Annotated in this window: 10 protein-coding genes; 9 read left to right on the top strand and 1 reads right to left on the bottom strand. The window is 60.3% G+C overall.

Annotation, left to right across the window (positions count from 1 at the left end):
• The first annotated feature begins 64 nt into the window (after window positions 1-64).
• The 5 genes from E1958_RS06215 (at window position 65) to E1958_RS06195 (ending at window position 6,628) form a co-directional block, all read left to right on the top strand.
• Entirely contained in the window at window positions 65-2,524 is a 2,460-nt protein-coding gene (locus E1958_RS06215; protein ID WP_133511106.1) for a hypothetical protein, read from the top strand.
• Between the two features lie 205 nt (window positions 2,525-2,729).
• A complete protein-coding gene (locus E1958_RS06210) occupies window positions 2,730-2,993 on the top strand; it encodes a prevent-host-death protein (protein WP_133511105.1) in 264 nt (87 codons plus the stop codon).
• Window positions 2,994-2,996: 3 nt separating this feature from the next.
• On the top strand, window positions 2,997-3,272 hold the full coding sequence (locus E1958_RS06205; protein ID WP_133511104.1) for a type II toxin-antitoxin system RelE/ParE family toxin: 276 nt from the start codon (window positions 2,997-2,999) through the stop codon (window positions 3,270-3,272).
• Between the two features lie 22 nt (window positions 3,273-3,294).
• Window positions 3,295-5,703: an ATP-binding cassette domain-containing protein gene (locus E1958_RS06200; protein WP_165742172.1), complete on the top strand. Its 2,409-nt coding sequence runs from the start codon at window positions 3,295-3,297 to the stop codon at window positions 5,701-5,703.
• Window positions 5,704-6,169: 466 nt separating this feature from the next.
• Window positions 6,170-6,628, top strand: coding sequence for an SPOR domain-containing protein (locus tag E1958_RS06195; protein ID WP_165742405.1), 459 nt, complete (start codon window positions 6,170-6,172; stop codon window positions 6,626-6,628).
• A 374-nt stretch (window positions 6,629-7,002) separates the two neighbouring features.
• Here E1958_RS06195 and E1958_RS06190 read toward each other — a convergent pair whose 3' ends face one another.
• Entirely contained in the window at window positions 7,003-7,308 is a 306-nt protein-coding gene (locus E1958_RS06190; RefSeq protein WP_133511101.1) for a GIY-YIG nuclease family protein, read from the bottom strand.
• A gap of 1,003 nt (window positions 7,309-8,311) precedes the next feature.
• On the opposite strand from E1958_RS06190, the gene E1958_RS06185 reads away from it, so the two are divergent.
• The 4 genes from E1958_RS06185 (at window position 8,312) to E1958_RS06170 (ending at window position 15,787) form a co-directional block, all read left to right on the top strand.
• Window positions 8,312-11,515, top strand: a complete 3,204-nt coding sequence (locus E1958_RS06185) for a toll/interleukin-1 receptor domain-containing protein (RefSeq protein WP_133511100.1) — start codon at window positions 8,312-8,314, stop codon at window positions 11,513-11,515.
• A gap of 610 nt (window positions 11,516-12,125) precedes the next feature.
• Window positions 12,126-12,821 (top strand): tetratricopeptide repeat protein, encoded by a 696-nt coding sequence (locus E1958_RS20185; protein WP_165741845.1) that lies wholly within the window; start codon window positions 12,126-12,128, stop codon window positions 12,819-12,821.
• 150 nt (window positions 12,822-12,971) lie between these two features.
• The gene (locus E1958_RS06175) at window positions 12,972-14,240 is read left to right on the top strand and encodes a hypothetical protein (protein WP_133511098.1); all 1,269 of its coding nucleotides are present in this window, start codon (window positions 12,972-12,974) and stop codon (window positions 14,238-14,240) included.
• Window positions 14,241-14,476: 236 nt separating this feature from the next.
• Entirely contained in the window at window positions 14,477-15,787 is a 1,311-nt protein-coding gene (locus E1958_RS06170; RefSeq protein WP_133511097.1) for a hypothetical protein, read from the top strand.
• Window position 15,788: the final 1 nt, after the last annotated feature.

Raw genomic sequence — 15,788 nt, 5'->3', positions numbered from 1 at the left:
CCTAGAGGCGTAAGCGGCTGATTCCAGGGTTGATTTTGTGGGGATACATCAGGGGAAAACCAGTATGTCCGGCACCAGAGCCTCTAATCTGCTATTGAGTATACTCACGGCGTCGGCATTGGTTTGCATCACCGCCGATGCCGATGCCCAGCGGCGTCCCGGCACCATCGGAACAAAGGGCACCGACCTGCCGCCGCGCATCGCAGTGGATGGTGCTTGCCCGGAGACCAAATCCGACGGCACGGAGCGTTCCTTTTCCGAACTTGAAGAGATGATGCGCAGCTCGGCCGCGCGGCAGGTGATCTTACCGGAGATCCGGATATTCGCGGACGACGAGCTTACCAAGGCCCTGTCCGGGCTGTCGCTCCGTTTCCAGAGCGAGGTGACGGTGCTGCGTTGGAACCAGGGCCGTTTGGATAGTCATCTGGTCAAGTTCGTCACGGAGCGCGGTCCCCGTTGCGGCTGGATCGCGCAGGCGGCTCTGCTGCCCGTAGACCGCAACCAGCCACTCCCCATCGAGACATTGCGGGCCGATGGCATCGGTGGCTTTACGGGGCGTGGCTCCACCCTGGATGCCAAGGTGCTGATACGCAACCGCTTCGACAAAGGCGACCCGGATGCCGATACCACTACCGGGGCCCGGGTCTATTATCGCTATACCGACGCCAAACCCTACAGCACTCTGCGTATCTTCAATGTGTTGAATGTGTTCGACTATGCCGAGCACGGCGGCGAGCTCTGGTTCTTCGTCGGCGGTGAGCGCGCCACCGCGGACGGCGGCGTCAAGCAATACCTGTATGGTTGGGTACGCGCCGACGAGGTGATCCCCTGGAGCAGCCTGGTTAATGTGTATTACACGCCGGGCAAGGACGATATCCGTATCTACGAAAACAACAGCGAGGCCGAACGCGGAGGCGATTGGTTTGCCAAGAAGGGGGACGAGGCGGAGCCGACGGATCGCAACATCCCGCGTTTTCCCTTGTTGGATACCCTCACCCAGGGACAGCCGGCCGTGACAGTGCACCGAATCGCCTTTCCGGGCACGGCCTGCGACAGCAAGGGCGACTGCATCTCGGCCCAGGCCGCTGCCCTGAAACGTGCCGAGCTGGGCGACGAGCTCTGGAAGGCCGAGAATATCGATTTCCTGTTCGTTATCGATGCCACCGAGAGCATGGGTAAATACTTCGGGCCAGTGGTCAAAGGTATCCGCGCCTTCTTGAAGGAGGCCGATCCCGGCGACCGCATCAAGCTACGCTTCTCGGTGGTCGTCTACGGCGATTTCCTCAAACGCGGCAGCGGCGGCAAGGGTTTTCAATTCGCACGGGTGATCCACTTCGGTAGCCCCAACAACGAGAAACAGTTGGATTATCTGACCCGTGCCAAGGGCTTTACCGACAATATGAAAGACCTGCCGGAGGCGGCCTTCGCCGCCTTGACCAAGGCCGTAAAAGAGGCCAGTTGGCGCGACACGGCCGGTTGGCACATGGTGATCTGGATCGGCGACCACCCCAACCGCGGCCCAGGGATGACCGGTAAGCGCCGTCTGGCCTATACCGAACGTGACGTCGCCACGGCCCTGAAGGACAGCAAAAAGGGCGTGTGGACGGCCATCAATGTCCGGGGCAATTACCAGGCGCCCTACAATAACCGGTTCGTCGAGCAGGCGGAGCAGATCCTCGCGCTGACCGGCGGCTGGGGGATCCCGCCCCGACGTGCCTACGATGCGGCCACCAGGGACGAGACCCCGGCGCAGATCAGGGACTCTGTCAAGGACAGCCTGTTCGCCATTCTTGCTGCCGGCAAGAAGATACCGGAGGTCTTGGCCAGAATTGGGGCCGGCGAGGATCTGGATGAGATCGTGCCACCCGATGCCGGACCTAGCGCGATCCTGGCCAAGAAGTATGTGGAAGAGCGCCTGGGGATGGACGACGAGGACATTCGCGCCTTCTTCAAACGCAGCCAGTTGGTGCGCGAGGGCTGGGTGCGACAAGTGCCGAGCGACCCGGATTTCCGGTACTGGGTCTCGGTAAAGCCGGACGAGATGGCGGAGATCGTCGCGGCCGCGGAGAACCTGTGCGAGACACTGTCGGATACTGCGCCGGATTTCAACCGGATAAAGGACGCCATGGTGGCCACCCTGCGCAGCGTGACCGGCGATGTGCCCAAGCTGGTAGGACGCCAGGACGAGACCAATATCCGTCTTTTCCTCTCCAAACGCCTGCATGTGCCCAAAGAGCAGTTCTCCGAGCTGCTGGAAAAGGACATCGACGGCTTCGTGAAGTGGTTCAAGAATGCCGATCCCGGCGAGCGGAATGGTTTTACCGGGCAGATCTGCAAGAAATCCGCCTTGCTGCGTATGGCCGAGCGGGGACAGCGGGTGGATCGCGGTACCGATGACATCCGGTTCAACAAGCGTCTGCGCACTTGGCAAGCAAAGGAAGGGCGCGCCCGGAAATTCAATTGGATCTGGGGTACCGAGCATGGCGTCTATTATTACTACATCCCGTTGGATTACGTGCTCTAGCAAGGGTGTTAGGCACGGGCATTGATGCGGTTCGCGGCCTGCTGTGCGCCTCCCTGTCCCGTCCCTGGGACGGCAGACAGGTCCCTGCACAGCAGGCGCTCACCGCATCCTACGCCTTTGCTCAACCTATCATCGACAACCTGACCGGAAGTGCTTATTCTAGTATTGTCCTGAGCACCAAATTCAGTACCGAGAGGAGTGAGCCATGAACAGCATTCCAGCCCAGGAGATCAAGCGTCGCGGCATCGCCGCGGTGGACGAGCGGATTGCCATGGGGGATCTCTATATCATCCGCAACAATCAGCCGCAATATGTGGTGCTGCCGCAGAAACGCTATGAGGAACTGCTCGCAGCCCAGGAGGAGGCCCTGGTGGTCCACCTCCGTGCATCCTTGGAAGACCTCAAGGCCGGCCGCGTGAAGCGCGGTACCGCCGAAGACCTGATCCAGGAGCTGAACCTGGAAGACTGAGGTATGTATACCCTGGTCTGGACGCCCGCATTTGCGCGCGCGGCGGAGAAATTCGTGCAACGGTATCCCGATCTGCGCATGAAGCTGGCCGCCGTCCTGCGGGATCTGGAAAGCGATCCGTTCCAACCGCACCTGAAGTATCACTCCCTCAGGGGCAGGTTGAAAGGCTTCCAGGCAGTTAGCGTCACCTACAGCCATCGGATCATCCTGACGATTGAAAGCACGGAACAAGAGATCGTTCTGTTGGACATTGGCAGTCATGATGAGGTGTATCGCTAGGAAGCGAGTGAGGGGTGTTTCGATGGACTATGCAGACCAAGCGTTTTTGTTCAGGACCAGCGCACTGGCCAAGTCTTATCGCGATGACGAGCCAACGGCGGTCGGCGTTAGCCGCCACGGCGTCCGGTTCGGGCCCATCACCATCCCCCGCGGCGGTATCCTTGCGCTGGTGGGCGAGTCGGGCACGGGAAAGACTACCCTGTTCAATTTGCTGTCGGGCCTGGACGCCCCGGATCGGACCCCGCATCAAACCGGACTGGCGACGCCCCCGAACATCCGGCTCGATCTCGGCGGCCCCCCCATCGACATCGCCGAGCACCCCGGCGCCTTTCCGCGCGCGCGGGTCGGCTTCGTCTTTCAATCCGGCTTTTTGCTGAATAATGCCGGCGCCGCGCTCAACCTGGCCCTGCCCTCGGCCCAGCAGGGCCGACCCACGCGACGCGAGGAGCTGGTCCACAGGCTCGCTGCGGTGGGTATCGATGGCGGCGAGCTGGAGGAACGGGCCTGGAAGTTCTCCGGCGGCGAGGCGCAGCGTATCGCCTTCGTGCGCGCCCTGGCCCACGACCCCCAGCTGATATTTGCGGACGAACCCACCAGCAATGTGGACTACCGCAACGCTGTGAGTATCATGCAGCAGCTGCGGACTTGGGTGCGCGACCCGGCGCATCCGGGCCGGACCGTGCTCTGGATCACCCACGCCCTGCGTCTGGCCGCGGCCATCGCCGACGCCGTGCTGGTACTGCACCGTGACAACGATGCGCCGCTACATCCGGTGTGTCTGCCCGGCGATCCGGAGTCCGATCTGGAGCACCGGGTCGAGACCCTAGAGCGTTGGACCTACGACAAAGCGGCCATGGCTGCGGATGCGCCGCCGCCGTTCGCCGGACTCGCCACCGGCGCCGGCGTACCCGGGGAGCCCGCCGAGGCCGGTCGCTGGCAGGGTACCGCGGTGCGGCTCGGTACCGTCCTCAAAGTGGGCCTGTCGGAGGTGTTCTCGCGCCATCCGGCCCAGAAGATCGCAGCGGTTCGCGAGCAGGTGAACCCGGTGTTGTCGGTGGGCGGCGTGCCCGCCCGCGGTCGCCCTTTGCGCACGGCCTACGGCTGGCTGGCGAGCTTCGGCCAGCGCAGCGCCGTGCTGGCACTGATCCTGATCACCATCCTGGGGGCCTCCGGCCTGGCCATCTTCGACCTGGTCGATGCCCATTTCGAGCGTTCGGTGAATGATCCGCGCAACTGCCATGTCATCATCAAGACCAGCCGCGGCAGTGGCCGTGGCGCCTGTTACGGCGATCTCGAGTGCCTTTCCCAGCGGCCCTGGTCGGCGGCGCCCGTGTCGGCCGCGACATCGCTGCCCGAACCCGTAGGCGAGGACGGTTGGGACAACTTCGATACCCCAGCTGTCGGCGTCCCTCCGCGGGCCAGCTGCGAGGCCGGTGATGCGGCCTATGGCCGTATCTATGCCCGCGGCTGGAACATTGCCTTGGCGGACAACGGCCGGTGTCCGAAGCGCGCTACCAATAGCGTGCTGCTGTTGACCGCCGACCAGCGCGAGCCGATCTGGTCGCAGGTCCGGCTGCTGGCAGGCAGCGGCGGGCGAGGTGGGGAGTCGCTGGCGGGGTTCATCGACGCCCAGCAGGCGGTCTATAACGATCAGATCTTCCTCGCCGCCGAGCAGGTACAGGCGCTCGGCATCGACGAGATGGACCAGGTAGTGGACCAGACCCTATGCCTGTTCGAGGCCGGCTGGCCGGAACCGATCGAGCTCAAGGTCTACGGCGTACTGGACGAGGTGCCCAACTGGGAGCGCAACCGCTTCGCGGGTTTTATTCCCAACTATACCTACGACGCCTTCCAGCTGGCCCTGGGCCGCGGCGCCGGGCTGGTACGTGATCCGACCCACATCGCGCTCTATTTCTCCAGCGACCAGGCCGAGTCATTGCGCGCTTTTCTTATCGACCAAGGCTACATCTTCGTCGCCGAGAACCTGCAGAAGATCGGCCGCCTAGTCGAGACCGCCGGTATCTTCAAGGGCATCGTCAGCGGGTTTCTCGCGCTGATCAGCTTGCTGTTGACCATGCTCACTGCCATGTCGGTGTTGCACTATCTCAGCGCCAATGCCCAGTCCTTCGCGTTGTTGAAGGCCTTCGGTATGAGCCGACGCTTTATGTTCGGCATCTTGCTGGTGGAAATCGGCGTCGGCTGGCTGCTGGCGGTGGCCAGTATCGGAACGGCGTTGCTGCTGGCGGATCTCCTCGGCGGCGATGTCTGGTGGCGGTTCAATGACCTCATACTCTCGGCGCAGACGCTGTGGCGACCCTTCCTCTTGTCGGCAGCGGCGGTCTGGCTGCTGTCGGTAGGCGTGAGTCTGGTGCTCACGCTGCTCTGGTGGCGGCAGAATCGCTATGTTGCCGAGGTCTTGAAAGCAGGATAGGCGATGACAACCAGATCGCAAGTAATGCTCGGCTCGCTCTCTCGCCCCCTTGGGAGGGTGTCGCAAAAGGTATCGATCTTCGCCCTTTGACCCCCTCTCCCCAACCCCTCTCCCGGCGGGAGAGGGGCTTTTGCGACACCCTCCTTGGGGGAGAGGGCTGGGGAGAGGGGGGATCAAGGGCTTTATTTCGATCCTCAGTCACTTCATATCATGCAAAATCAATGGGTTGGTTTTTAGACAGCCTCTTAAGGTAGATTTTCGCCCGATTGAGGCGAAGAGTCGTGCCTTGCTTCGTCAAAATGTTATGGTAAAACCAGTCCTGTCATCTCGACCGAAGGGAGAGATCTTTGGCTTGGCAAAGGCTTCCGGCACATAAGATTTCTCCCTTCGGTCGAAATGACAACCCGGTCAAAATGACAACCAACAAAATTACATGGAGCGACCGATTAGAAGCTCGAGCTGGACTATGACCGGCGCTGCACTCTTGCTGTCGCTCGGCTTGCCGACAGTTGCGCAGGGACAGCGTTGGGACCAACCCATTCCCGGCTATAAGCAAGTAGTCTGCTACGGCACCGAGACCAAGGCGCGGGCACAGCTAGAGCGGCTCGTGGCACAAGGGCTCGATAGCCGGATCCTGTACAAAGATACTGTGGGTTGCTGGTCCGTGAACATTCGGGAGCAACGGGCGGCACCCCTCACCTACCAGATCGGCGCCTTCCGGGACCGGACACGCGCCCGTCGCGTGGTGGAGTCCGTGGACACCTGCGGCTTCCGGACCGAAATCACCGAGATCACCCGAGACCAAACCCTGCTGTACCGCGTCCGCACCAGCGTCTCGTCGGACGCCCATGCCCAGGAGCTGTTCGCCTTGTGCCTGCAATCGAGCCCCTTCATCCCCTCTCAACCCATGTTGATTACGGAGTAATTCATGTCCGGGTAGTGGTAATTTTTCAGGTGGCAGAGTGAATCAGTTGCATTATGGATCGACTCCGAAAGCTGCGCGCAAAACCTAGCGAGGCTCTGCCTCAGACCGACGAGTCGTGAATTTTTAGCTCGTTGCCGCGCGCTCTCGCGTGAGAGCCGGAGAAAGACCACAGCCCCGTCGCCGTGCCGCGTGTGGAACATAATGCCTGTCCTCCGGCAAAAGATCGGTGGCACCACATACCGCTCCAATCCGACCATGCCGCGCCAGCTTTGCCCGCACACGCCAAAACCTCAGGCCGTCATTCCGGCTGGGACGCCGGAATCCAGGTGCCAGGGATGGCAAGTTGCGGAGCTCTCCAACATCTGACGTAGGCATCAATGTTCAGCTCCCGGCAAGATATCTTCCCACAGGTCTTGCCAGTCTGGATTCTTCGCTTCGATCAATTCCAGCTTCCAAGATCTTTGCCAACCTTTGATCTGTTTTTCGTAAGCGATTGCATCGAGCATGGTATCGAACCGCTCGTAGTAAACCAGCATATGCACCCGGTGGCGTTTTGTGAACCCGGCCACCAGATTATTCTTGTGCTCCCATACTCGCTTGACCAGATTGCTGGTCACGCCGATGTAGAGGGTGCCGTTCTGACGGCTGGCGAGGATGTATACAGCAGGCAGTTTTTCCACTTGATAGGACCGGAAGAAAAACGAAAGTCGGTTGTAATGTTCGAGTCGCCATCCCTGGACGACTGGATTGTGGGGTCCCCACTCGGAATGACAGTGAGGAGTGAGACCCTCGATCTTCACGGACCCGATGCCGCTTTGGATTGGGACCGAGCATATTGCACCGCTCTATCGGCGCACTCCAGAACATCAGACCGTCGTTCCGGCTGGGACGCCGGAATCCAGGTGCCAGGGATGGCAAGTTGCAGGAACCGCCGAGGTTTGCTCCAGGCACCGGCGCTCATTTCCTGTTACACCGAGAAAAGACTCGGCGCCTGTGCGGTGCCGCCGGTTTGCCGTCCCTGGACGACTGGATTGTGGGGTCCCCACCCGGAATGACAGTGAAGAGTGAGACCCTCGATCTTCACGGACCCGATGCCGCTTTGGATTGGGACCGAGCATATTGCACCGCTCTATCGGCGCACTCCAGAACATCAGACCGTCGTTCCGGCTGGGACGCCGGAATCCAGGTGCCAGGGATGGCAAGTTGCAGGAACCGCCGAGGTTTGCTCCAGGCACCGGCGCTCATTTCCTGTTACACCGAGAAAAGACTCGGCGCCTGTGCGGTGCCGCCGGTTTGCCATCCCTGGACGACTGAATTGTGGGGTCCCACCCGGAATGACAGTGTGGTGGAAAAGGCTACCCTGAGAACCGTCCAAGGTTGGGCAAAGCCCGTAGGATGCTGGTGAGACCAGGGATGGCCGAACCGCATCGATGGACGGTGGACGTGCCCAACAACGGTGTTGGGCACGGGTCAAGCTCCCTCCTCCGTCGGGACAAACCCAGCCCTTTGCTAACCTCTCATTTTAAAGCAGAGGAGAGGGCGGCCGAAACTATCCCGCACTCGACTTTTCTGCATTGCACAAGCTCGACTCATTTGTAAAGATTCGGGTCCCTCAAGGAATCTTAATGGTATTGCGCTCCGCGTCTACCAGACAAGAGGACCACGAGACGGGCACGTCAGGACATGGTCGACATCTTCATCAGCTATTCCCAACAGGACTACCCACGGGTCAAGCCCCTCGTAGATGCGCTGACCGCTGAGGGCTACCGGATCTGGTGGGATCCGGAGGTCCGCGCCGGTGAGCACGTCGACCAACGCATCGAGGCCGCGCTGAAACAGGTATGGTGTGTCATCGTCGTTTGGTCGCGAGACTCGGTTATCTCACATTGGGTACGTGCGGAAGCGGCTTGGGCGCAGAACCACGAAAAGCTCATTTCCATTCGGATCGACGAGGAGATCGATCTCCCCCTGCGTTTCTATCAGATCCACACCCCCAGCCTGGCGGGTTGGGAGGGTTCACGGGACACCGCCGCATTTCAAGCCCTGCTGGCGGACATCTCCAAGATTGGTAGGCCGTCCTCGTCACTACCTGATCCGTCACTACTGGACCCGGCACCTGGACTAAACGCCCCTCGAGAACCCTTGACGGACGTTTCTGAGGTTGCCAGCCCATCCTCGCCGCCGCCCGTTTCGTCTCGACCGCCGAGGTCGGTTCGGGACGACTCAGGGAGGCGTACAAGGACACCATGGCAAAAGGGTCGGGTCATAGGCCTATCTGTGTTCCTCGGTGTCAGTGCCCTGGTCGCAATGTTGATGTATAGGATCGGCAATCTGGGGCCGTATTCGACGGTGACCCATAGTGAAGAAAAGGAAGAAACCGATGGCAACACCCCTGCCGCACCGCCTGGTATAAAAAAGCCTTCCGGCGGTACCCACTCAACCTCCAAGTCAGCACCAACCGAACCACGGCCTCAAACTTCCCTTTCTCCGGCAAAAGAGCCCACTTTGCCTTCATCTCCACCCGCTATCGAAACGAAAGACACCGATCTGCCACCACATATCGCGACGGACGGCGCCTGCTCGGAGATTACATCCGGTGGCGAACGGCGTACCTTTCGCGAGTATCGCGCGGAGCTGCGCAGCTCGGCCGCGCGGCAGGTGATCTTGCCGGAGATCCAGATATTCGCGGACGACGAGCTCACCAAGGCCCTGTCCGGGCTGTCGCTCCGCTTCCAGAGCGAGGTGACGGTGCTGCGTTGGAACCAGGGCCGTTTGAACAGCCATCTGGTCAAGTTCACCACGGAGCGCGGCCCCCGTTGCGGCTGGATCGAGAAGAACGCTCTGCTGCCCGTAGACCGCAACCAGCCGCTCCCCATCGAAACCCTGCGCGCCGACGGGATCGGTGGCTTTACGGGACGTGGCTCTACCCTGGATGCCAAGGTGCTGATACGCAACCGCTTCGACAAAGACGACCCGGATGCCGATACCACTACCGGGGCCCGGGTCTATTACCGCTATACCGACGCCGAACCCTACAGCACTCTGCGTATCTTCAATGTATTGAATGTGTTCGACTATGCCGAGCACCACGGTGAGGTCTGGTTCTTCGTCGGTGGTGAGCGCGCCACCGCGGACGGCGGTGTCAAGCAATACCTGTATGGTTGGGTACGCGCCGACGAGGTGATCCCCTGGAGCAGCCTGGTCAATGTGTATTACATGCCGGGCAAGGACGATATCCATATCTACGAAAACAACAGCGAGGCCGAACGGGGGCGCGATTGGTTCGCCAAGAAGGGCGATGGGGTGGAGCCGCCGGATCGAAACATCCGGCGCTTTCCATTATTAGATACCATCGTCCAGGGACAGCCGCCTGTGATATTGCACCAGATCGCCTTTCCAAGCACGGCCTGCGACAGCAGCGGGCATTGCATCTCGGCCCAGGCCACTGCCCTGAAACGCGCCGAGCTGGGCGACGAGCTCTGGAAGGCCGAGAATATCGATTTCCTGTTCGTCATCGATGCCACCGAGAGCATGGGTAAATACTTCGGGCCGGTGGTCAAGGGCATCCGTGCCTTCCTACGGGAGACCGATCCCGGCGACCGCATCAAGCTACGCTTCTCGGTGGTCGTCTATGGCGATTTCCTCAAACGCAGCAGCGGCGGCAGGGGCTTTCAATTCGCGCGGGTAATCCCCTTCGGTAGCACCAAGAACGAAGAACAGCTGGAGTATCTGACGCGTGCCGGGAGCTTTATCGACAATATGTCCGATCTGCCGGATGCAGCCTTCGCCGCCTTAGTCAAGGCCGTGAAAGAGGCCGCCTGGCACGACACGGCCGGTTGGCACCTGGTGATCTGGATCGGTGACCACCCCAACCGCGGCCCAGGGATGACCGGTAACCGTCCCCCGGCCTACACCGAGCGTGATGTCGTCGCGGCCCTGAAGAAACACAGCAAGCAGAGCGTGTGGACGGCCATCAATGTCCGGGGCAACTACCAGGCGCCCTACAATGATCTGTTCATGGAGCAGGCGGAGCAGATCCTCACGCTGACCGGCGGGTGGGGGATCCCGCCCCGACGTGCCTACGATGCGGCCACCAGGGACGAGACCCTGGCGCAGATCACCGAATCGGTCAAGGACAACCTGTTCGCCATTCTTGCTGCCGGCAAGAAGATACCGGAGGTCTTGGCCAGGGTCGGGGCCGGCGAGGATCTGGACGAGATCGTGCCGCCCGACGCCGGGCCCAGTGCGATCCTGGAAGAGAAGTACGTAAAAGAGCGCCTGGGGATGGACGACCAGGACATTCGCACGGTCTTCAGCCGTGGTCCATTATGGCGCGAGGGCTGGATTCGGCAAGATCCACAGGATCCGGATTGGGCCTACTGGCTCTCGGTAAAACCGGACGAGATGGCGGAGATCGTCGCGGCCGCGGAGAACCTGTGCGAGACACTGTCGGATACTGCGCCGGATTTCAACCGGATAAAGGACGCCATGATGGCCACCCTGCGCAGCGTGACCGGCGATGTACCCAAGCTGGCCGGACGCCAGGACGAGACCAATATCCGTGACTTCCTCTCCAAACGCCTGCATGTGCCTAAAGAGCAGTTCTCCGAATTGCTGGCAAAGGACATCGACGGCTTCGTGGACTGGTTCAAGCACGCCGATCACGGGGAACGGAACGGATTCAGCGAGCGGATCTGCAAGAAATCCGCCTTGCTGCGTATGGCCCAGAGAGGACAGCGCGTAGATGGCGGGACCGAAGACATCATATTCGGCAAGCGTCTGCACGTCTGGCAGGCGAAGGAAGGGCGCGCCCGGAAATTCAATTGGATCTGGGGTACCGAGCATGGCATTCACTACTACTACATCCCGTTGGACTATGTGCTCTAGGGGCGTTCTCAATAAGCCGAATCATTCCAAAAATCAAGCCTGTAGGCTTAGGTCGCGACCAGGGACGACCAATGTAGGCTGGGTTGCGGCCAGGGATGGCCAAAACCCAGCGGCCAATGCTGGGCTTCACCGTCCCTGGTTCGACCCAGCCTACGGCACTATTTCACCAACATTCTCTGGTAAAACCAGTTTCTGTCATCTCGACCGAAGGGAGAGATCTTCAGCGACAAAGCAACCCCTGAAGTTACAAGATCCCTCCTCCGTCGGGACAAGGATTTCTCGCTGCGCTCGAAACGACAACCAGAAAAATTATATGAAATATGGTGCTAGCCCGACATCACAATCAACAGACATGTCGAACCCGGCCAATTGTGACATTCAACCATCCGGCATGTACGAAGCACTAGGCACTCTCCGGTTTTGGATCGGCAGGCGAGGTAGAAGGCCCGGCGGATTCGATAACCGCGCCGGGTCGGCTCGAAGCTTACGGCAAGCCCGCCCAGAGGGAGCAACTTGCCGGTGTTTCCCCGGCATCTGGGCGATTGGTGTCACCCTGTTACTGGCAGTATTGACGGGCTGCGTCACCACGCCATCCGATCTCGAGCGGTTAGTGATCACCGCGATCGATGATCCCCGAGTGTTGCGGGAATGTGCACTTATCATTACGGATCGGCACCGGCAGAAATTGACGACCAAGCGCTGTGTTGCCCAGTCCTATTACAAGGCGGGCGATCTGGCGGCAGCGCAGAAGACCTATTTGGAATACTTGAATTTCAACCCGGATGATGAACAGGCTCGACTCGACCTGATTCGTATCTACCTGCGTCGCCAGCGGCCCAACATGGCGAAGACACAGATTCGGGCCTTATTGGGCCGAAACCCGAGTTCCGCACCTGCGTACCGCTATTTGGGACTGGCAGAGTTCTTGGCAAACAACTGCCGAGGGGCTACGGCGGCTTATGAGCAGGCAGTGAAACTCGATCCCGATGACCGTTTTAACCGATCGCTCCTTACCAGTTCCAGGCTCGATAAGTGCCGCGAGCGGGAAGAGACCCCGGTCAAAAAACCCAAGAAAAAGAAAAGAAAGGAAAAGAAGAAACACGAGAAAAGTAATAAGCACAAAAAGAGCGGGAGCCGAGGCCGGCGACCCAGTACACCCCCAAAACCAGCTCCAAAACCAAAGCCACCCGCCGTATCGCCAAAGGCACCGCCGCCACCATCGGCCGGCACCACGAAGCCCGGATCGAAGGAACCTGAGACGGAACCAGGTCCGTTCGAGCATCACCCACCGGCGAAGGCCGACTGAGCTTGGCGCCACGCTTTGGCCGCCTACCAAAATCCCAGACCCATGTTCTATGTCCCCAGGTATCCATTCATCCTGGCTGGAGCAGCGATCCTGGGTTTATTGATCGGTGTTGTCTCCTGTGAAGCCGCAACAGATGCTCGGGATCCCAGCGTGGGATCGGCATGTGGAATTTCCGTTCAGCCGGATGCCTATCGTGGCGGTATCGAGCCACTGCGTTTTCGTTTCGGGCTTGCCGATGGCAACCGTTTGTCCATCGGTGTTGTCGGCACCTATGCCGACAGCGAGGTGCAGCTGGTCGTCAATGACCGCCGTTTGCCCTTTTCCGGGGTTCATGTGCGTTCCGTGCTCGAGCTGCTCCAAATACAGGACTGGCTTGTTGTAGACCAGCAGCCCAGGGTCCACCTGACGACGGCGATTCCGGGTGGTGGTTATGCCACATCGCGCTACGATGGGTTCGACATCCTGAGCATCCTGGACCAACTTGGCGCAACCTGTGCTCGGCAACCGGCAATCGGTATACCAGAGGAGAATTGTGACGAACGCAGGCATGTGGCCCTGATCGAAGGGTACCGCTATGTCCAAAAATTTTTGGTCTCCTGTAAAAAAGAGCATGCTCAACTTCAACGCACAATCGCGAGATGCTCGGGCGGACCAGCGCGCGCGGCCTTGGCGGATATTCGATCCGCAGCCCACGCATTGCTCGCAAGTCAAGCGCCAGGAGTCAGAGGGACAACCGTGTCCGACAACCTTGCCTCCGCCCTGCTGTCACTGGAACAACCTCTGCGGCGAGCCGCGATCGGTGAACGGTTCGCCAACCTGCAACGCCGGGCCCAGGCGCTGGAGTTACGCCGTGCCAAGGCGGCTGAAAAGCTGCGCGGTGGATTGGCGTCGGAGCAAATAAAGGTATTGATTCGAGCAGTCGTCGAGCCGGGTCCATGCGAGCGGGTCGATATCCTCTCGACCGGGGACGGCGGGTTGAAGGCCAGCGTGATCGCAAGCTCCGAGCCTTCCGCGAGGGCCATGTCCACTCGCCTCGAGACCCTAAGGGATTCGCTCCCGAAACTGACATTCGATATCGAGCGGCAACCCGGAGGCGATTGCCGCACGCCCTTGTCCGATACCTGGGACATGGTGCCCAATGCCGAGGGAAAGGTCGCACGGATCGGCAATCCGACGGAACTGGTCGATATCGCATCGCTGCCGGAGGTGGGCAGTCTCGGGGACATCAATGCCGTTGCGGCCGAACATCCGACACTCGGCCCCTACTTCGCGCCCGGCCAGACCCCATTGGTCTGGTGCCGCAGGGACACAAACATGGGTATCTGCCGACGCGAGGCCTTCGGCGAACAGTGGGAGCTACGCGTCGATCGGGGCGGTAGCTACACCGGATTCCTCTTGCTGCCGACGCCTGCCGACTAGTACGGATGCTCTCAACTATCGACAACATTGAGCAGGCAAGCTCTTCACGGAAAAATTAGCCGCAAATCAACGCAAATGGACGCAAATAAATGCAATGAGATTAAGAACCGTCGAGGATGGCGAGCCGATTACGACCGATTTGCGTTCATTCGCGTTCATTTGCGGCAAAAAAATTCCCCATCAAAGAACCGAACCGATGTTATCGGTACTTCGGCACTGCTGTACTAGGTACCGCGATGACTTCGATGCTCCGGAAAGCGGCCGTTTCCGCTCAGCTCGCCATCCGTCTGATCTTCTGCGTCCTACCGTCCGTGGCCCCTGCGGCAAACGACTGTGGCAGGTTTTACGGCGACCGCTATGCCTTCGCGCGGGTCGGTCCCATGGAGACCTTCGCTACCGACAGGTTGCAAGCGGGCCGCAATACCGAGGTGAAGTTCGGCAACAAGTACCCGGTACTCGCCGTCGAAGACCAGGCGGTGCGGCTCTGTATCGACCATGTTCCGCACTGGGCCAGACGCTCCCAGGTTCTGTTGACCGACACCCCGAGCTGGGTGGTAGCACAGGAAGATACCAAGGCGGCGGAGCGCCCCAGGATCCGGTTTTGGCGCAGCCAACAGGATCTCAACGCGCATCTATCGGAGGATTCCGCCGCCAAGGCGCCGCCCGATTATGAGGAGGTCATCTCGCGCCGAGAGTTCGGAAAGATTCGCCTGCCGGTATCCCACCAGGATGTGCTGCAAACGTCCCTGAATACTGTCCAACTGCGCGTCGCCAGCGTGTTGGTACCCTTTCTGAACGCGGCGGTGGAAGACTACCGGCGTCTCCGCCTGCAGCAGCAGGCGGACCTGATCCTGTTGCTGGATCTGAGTGGATCGACCGCAGGCTTCGTCAGGCCGCTCATGCGCCGGCTCGAGGCTGTGGCGGCATCGCGCAAATCCAAACCGCGAGTCCTGATCATCGGTATAGACGGCGATGGGCGCCACCGGGCAGCAGAGCTCTCGACCCTATCAAAGTTGGCCACCCACACTTGGCAACACCGTCCTGGTCCAGTCGAATCCAACCACAACCTCATCAATGTGGGATTCGACTCGGCGGTAACACGCATTCGGGGAAACACAAACGGAGTGCCCGTGGTCGTGGCCGCCGGAGGCGATGTCTCCCTGGATCCGGCATCATGGACCAAGATCGACAAGCTGACGCTGGTACAACTCACACCTGAGCTGGAACCGGAACTTGGCCAGTCCGCGACACGTCTCGGCATCGAGCTTGTGAATGCCTCCCACCCATCCAGCCCTGCGCTAGGGATATCTCTCGCCGCTGAACCGGATACAAGGACCCGACCCCCAAAGCCCTCACCGAGCGATCATGACTATCTCGTGAGGCTTACGAACGACTACGGTTTTATCACGCTCTTGCCGGACCTCGCGGATACCCCCGAGCTCGCAATCCCGCCGGCCTTTGCATTAGACGACGCGGAATGGTTTGCCGTGCCCTTGTGGGTCGTCATCGATGGGTTGTTGCTCCAAATGGAACAATCGAAACCCTGAC

The organism is Candidatus Thiosymbion oneisti, from assembly GCF_004359955.1.
Classification (GTDB): domain Bacteria; phylum Pseudomonadota; class Gammaproteobacteria; order Chromatiales; family Chromatiaceae; genus Thiosymbion; species Thiosymbion oneisti.
This window is presented reverse-complemented; position numbering and strand designations above follow the sequence as displayed.

Excerpts from the sequence above, each read along its gene's own strand:
- E1958_RS06215 (WP_133511106.1), top strand. The coding sequence starts at position 65 with ATGTCCGGCACCAGAGCCTCTAATCTGCTATTGAGTATACTCACGGCG.
- E1958_RS06210 (WP_133511105.1), top strand. The coding sequence starts at position 2,730 with ATGAACAGCATTCCAGCCCAGGAGATCAAGCGTCGCGGCATCGCCGCG.
- E1958_RS06205 (WP_133511104.1), top strand. The coding sequence starts at position 2,997 with ATGTATACCCTGGTCTGGACGCCCGCATTTGCGCGCGCGGCGGAGAAA.
- E1958_RS06200 (WP_165742172.1), top strand. The coding sequence starts at position 3,295 with ATGGACTATGCAGACCAAGCGTTTTTGTTCAGGACCAGCGCACTGGCC.
- E1958_RS06195 (WP_165742405.1), top strand. The coding sequence starts at position 6,170 with ATGACCGGCGCTGCACTCTTGCTGTCGCTCGGCTTGCCGACAGTTGCG.
- E1958_RS06185 (WP_133511100.1), top strand. The coding sequence starts at position 8,312 with ATGGTCGACATCTTCATCAGCTATTCCCAACAGGACTACCCACGGGTC.
- E1958_RS06170 (WP_133511097.1), top strand. The coding sequence starts at position 14,477 with ATGACTTCGATGCTCCGGAAAGCGGCCGTTTCCGCTCAGCTCGCCATC.